Genomic DNA, 3,476 nt, shown 5'->3' with positions numbered 1-3,476 from the left:
CGATGAACCACATCCGGAGCTTCTTCACGTCCCCGCGCTCGGCGGCGAAGACGCCGAGCTGGCAGGTCAGGGTCCGTCAGTACATCGAAGGCCAGAAACGGCCTGTCTGACCGTCAAAACAGAGACGGAGCGAACTCCGGCGCTGCGCGCCTCCGGGACGAGGATGCGTTTCCCTCCCCGGCTGAAGCCGGGGATACCCACGCAAGATCAGGGATGGTGCACGGTGTCAGAGGCTGTGTCAGCGGGTGACGTCCACGAAGGCCATCGGCCGGTCGGCGACCGTGTTGAAGGCCGCCTCGTTCCTGCCCCACCAGTAGCCGGTCGGCTTGCCGGTCGTAGCGTCCGCCTGGATGAAGACAGTGCCGCGGCCGGCGCCGCTCCACTCCTTGGTGGTGAGGCCCGGGGAACCCTCGACGCGAGAGTCACGGAACGCCCAGTGGGGCGACGTCTTGGACGAGAGCGCCACACCGTGCGGATTGGATGTGCTGTCCGCCACCGTCACGGCGTATTCCTGAGTGGCGCGGTTCCCGTCGCGCTCGAACGGCGCGATGGACTCCACCATCATCATGTGGCCGGTCGCGCCGCCTTCCGATCCGTCCAGGTACTTCACAGCGATGATGGAACCGGCGTGGAGGTCTTGGACCCGCTGCGCGGAGGGACGGGTGATGTGATCGCTCATGTCCTCCAGCGCACCGCCGTCGGCCGTGTCCGTGAAGGCGTCGTAGTACTGCTCGGAGGAGGGGCTGCGAAAGCCGATGCCGTTGACGAACCACGTGTCCGTGGCCCAGCTGTAGGCGTGCTTCAGTGAAGCGGTCAGGAACTGGGCGCATTTGGCTTCGACCTGGTAGGAACGTGCATCCCCGCGCGTACCCCAGACCACGGATGCGGCGTCGGCATCGGCATGGCCGGCTGCTCCTGGGTAGAAGTTCTCCGAGTCCTGGCCCGGCCAGCCCAGGGTGGCGAGCTCGTCGATGATCTCGTTTTCCGCTGCCACCAGTGCAGCGCCGTCGTCTGTTCCTGCTGCCTGGGCTGTGGCCGGTATGACCGTCAGCACGAGTGCCGCCGATACTGCGAAGAGCGGGGCTGTCAGCTTCTTCATCCGTACGGACTCCTTCTATGGTGTTTTTTTGACAGGGGCGCCCGGCCTTTTACTGCATGGGTGACGGCCCCATCGCCCGTATAGTCCGCTGACACTTTTGGCGTAGCGCGAATTACTCGGCGCGGGGGCCATTTTTTCGCTGGCCGAGGCTGGGCGGCTTCATTGAAGCGTGCGGATGCCCAGCAGGCGTGAGTAATTGCTGCCCATGCCTACGCTGGGATGTCGGGTGCCGGCGGCTCCGATGCCGATGCTGCACTTACCTGAATCTGCTTTCGACCGGGATTCCCCTGCGGCAGTTCCGAGGTCACCCGTGACGTGGTCAGGCGTTGCAGCAGGTCTTCCAGCACTTGGAGCAGCGGGTCGCCGTCCATACCAGCAGAGCGGACCAGGGCGACCTCGACATCGGGCAGCGCGGGCAGCCCTTCGACCGCAGTACCCAGCTCCACGTTCGTGGGGAGCAGCGCGGTGGCGCCGAGTCCCGCCCGCACTGCGGCCTGGATCCCACCCATGGAGGTGCTCTCGAAGACGACCCTCCACCGGCGGCCTGCGGTCTGCAGAGCGTCGAGGACCGGTGCTCGCCAGCGGCACGGCTGCGAGAACAGGACGAGCGGCAGCGGGTCCAGGTCCGTATCCAGTTCGGGGGCTGCGGACCAGGTCAACGGAAGGCGGGCCGTCCACCGCGGTGTCTCGGCCAGGTAGAACGGGTCGCACAGCGCCAGTTGGATGCGCCCGTCGGCGAGCGCCTGATTCATCAGCGGACCGGGACCGGTGACCAGTTCCAGTGTCGCGTCCGGGTGCAGGGCACTGAAGTCGCCCAGCGCCTCGACCAGGGACGGCGTGACGAAGTCCTCCATCAACCCGATGCCGCAGTGTCCGGCCACGTCCGGGCCGGCCGCCGCGATGGCCTGGGCGGAGAGGGACAGAATGCGCTCGGCGTAGGGGAGGAACACCTCTCCGGCCTTGGTCAGCGACACGCCCGTCGTGCCGCGGTGCAGCAGTTGCCGGCCCACCGTGCGCTCGAGCCTGCGCAACTGGCTGCTGAGCGCGGGCTGGCTGTGGCCCAGGGCCAGGGCGGCGCGGCTGATGCTTCCGGACCGTACGGAGCTCACAAAAGCCCGCAGCAGTGCGGTTTCGAGATCGGGGGCCATAACGACATGCTATGCCCCCTCTGTTCATGCGAAGGGTTCCCTCGGTTTCCGCCCGTGGGTAGCTTCGGAGGTATGCACTATTTTCACGTCGATGTTTTCAGCGGGCTTCCTTTCAGTGGGAACAGCCTTACGGTCTTTCCCCAGGCGGCAGGACTGAGTGGATCCCAGATGCAGCAGATCACCGAGGAAATGCGGCACTTCGAATCCATCTTTCTGGAACAGAAGGACGGGCAGGACGGCGCATGGCGGGCCCGGGTCTTCGATCTCATCGAGGAACTGGACTTCGCCGGTCATCCCGTCATCGGGGCGGCAAGCGTCCTGCATGCCCTCGATGACAGCGACGGCAGCCGGACCTGGTCGCTCGAACTGAAGGCGCGCACCGTGGAGGTGGTCACCGAGCGCCGCGGTCCCGGCCGGTACGCCAGTCTCCTCGACCAGGGCGCTCCATACTTCCTGGGCCGACCCGAGCTGCACGACCTGGCCTCCTGGTTCTCCCTGGACGAGGAAGACCTCCACGCACAACTGCGGCCCGAGGTCGTCTCGACAGGACTGCGGTACCTGATCGTGCCCGTACGAGCGGGTGCACTCGCACGGGCCCGGATCACGTCCGACATCGGGCAACGGCTGGCCCGGGCCGGAGCGCAGTTCGCCTATCTCCTGGACGCCGACGGCCTGGAGGGACGGCACTGGAACAACGACGGCGTCGTCGAGGACGTGGCCACCGGAAGTGCCGCCGGATGCGTGGCCGCCTACCTGCGACGGCACGAACGCATCCAGGACGGTGACCGGCAGACCCTGCGTCAGGGACAGTATTGCGGCCGCCCCAGCGAGATGACCATCAGCGCCCACGGCGACCCGCAGGCCATCACTTCGGTACGGGTCGGCGGAGAGGTCGCGGTCGTTGCCCGCGGACGCCTCGAAAGGCTGCCTCGATGACGGGCGGACCGGCCTACTTCGGCCCACAGGAGATTCGCGCCGCAGTCGGATACCCCGACATCCTGGAACCCGTCGCCGCCGCGCTGCGCGACTACAGCAGTGGCCTGGGTGACTCCCCCGTCGCAGTCTTCGCACCCGCCGGCAGCGAGGGCGATGTGCACGTGAAGTCGGCATGGCTGCCGGGGCGACAGATCTTCACCGTCAAGGTCGCTTCCTGGTTCCTGGAGCGCGCCCGCCGCGGCGGAACACCCGGGAGCGGAGTCATCGCCGTCTTCGACGCCTCGACCGGAGAT

Annotated in this window: 3 protein-coding genes and 2 pseudogenes; 2 read left to right on the top strand and 3 right to left on the bottom strand. The window is 67.0% G+C overall.

The annotated features are described in order from the left end of the window. From ACWEBX_RS38240 to ACWEBX_RS38230, 3 genes and pseudogenes are all read right to left on the bottom strand, one after another. Nucleotides 1-73: pseudogene (locus tag ACWEBX_RS38240) on the bottom strand (cytochrome c oxidase subunit 3); the annotation flags it as partial. Nucleotides 74-238: 165 nt separating this feature from the next. Beyond that, complete coding sequence (locus ACWEBX_RS38235) at nt 239-1,099, bottom strand: hypothetical protein (RefSeq protein WP_451889330.1); 861 nt, start codon at nt 1,097-1,099, stop codon at nt 239-241. A gap of 209 nt (nt 1,100-1,308) precedes the next feature. Then, nucleotides 1,309-2,247, bottom strand: coding sequence for a LysR substrate-binding domain-containing protein (locus tag ACWEBX_RS38230; RefSeq protein WP_451889329.1), 939 nt, complete (start codon nt 2,245-2,247; stop codon nt 1,309-1,311). Between the two features lie 72 nt (nt 2,248-2,319). On the opposite strand from ACWEBX_RS38230, the gene ACWEBX_RS38225 reads away from it, so the two are divergent. Continuing rightward, nucleotides 2,320-3,183, top strand: a complete 864-nt coding sequence (locus ACWEBX_RS38225; RefSeq protein WP_451889328.1) for a PhzF family phenazine biosynthesis protein — start codon at nt 2,320-2,322, stop codon at nt 3,181-3,183. Then, nucleotides 3,180-3,476, top strand: a pseudogene (locus ACWEBX_RS38220) (ornithine cyclodeaminase family protein); the annotation flags it as partial. The gene ACWEBX_RS38225 and the pseudogene ACWEBX_RS38220, both read left to right, overlap by 4 nt.

The sequence above is a fragment of the Streptomyces sp. NPDC005070 genome (assembly GCF_053600395.1).
The sequence above is the reverse complement of the archived record's forward strand: the minus strand, read 5'-3'. Positions and strand labels throughout refer to the sequence as shown.

Coding starts and splice junctions, on each gene's coding strand:
- ACWEBX_RS38235 (WP_451889330.1), bottom strand. CDS start 1,099: ATGAAGAAGCTGACAGCCCCGCTCTTCGCAGTATCGGCGGCACTCGTG.
- ACWEBX_RS38225 (WP_451889328.1), top strand. CDS start 2,320: ATGCACTATTTTCACGTCGATGTTTTCAGCGGGCTTCCTTTCAGTGGG.
- ACWEBX_RS38230 (WP_451889329.1), bottom strand. CDS start 2,247: ATGGCCCCCGATCTCGAAACCGCACTGCTGCGGGCTTTTGTGAGCTCC.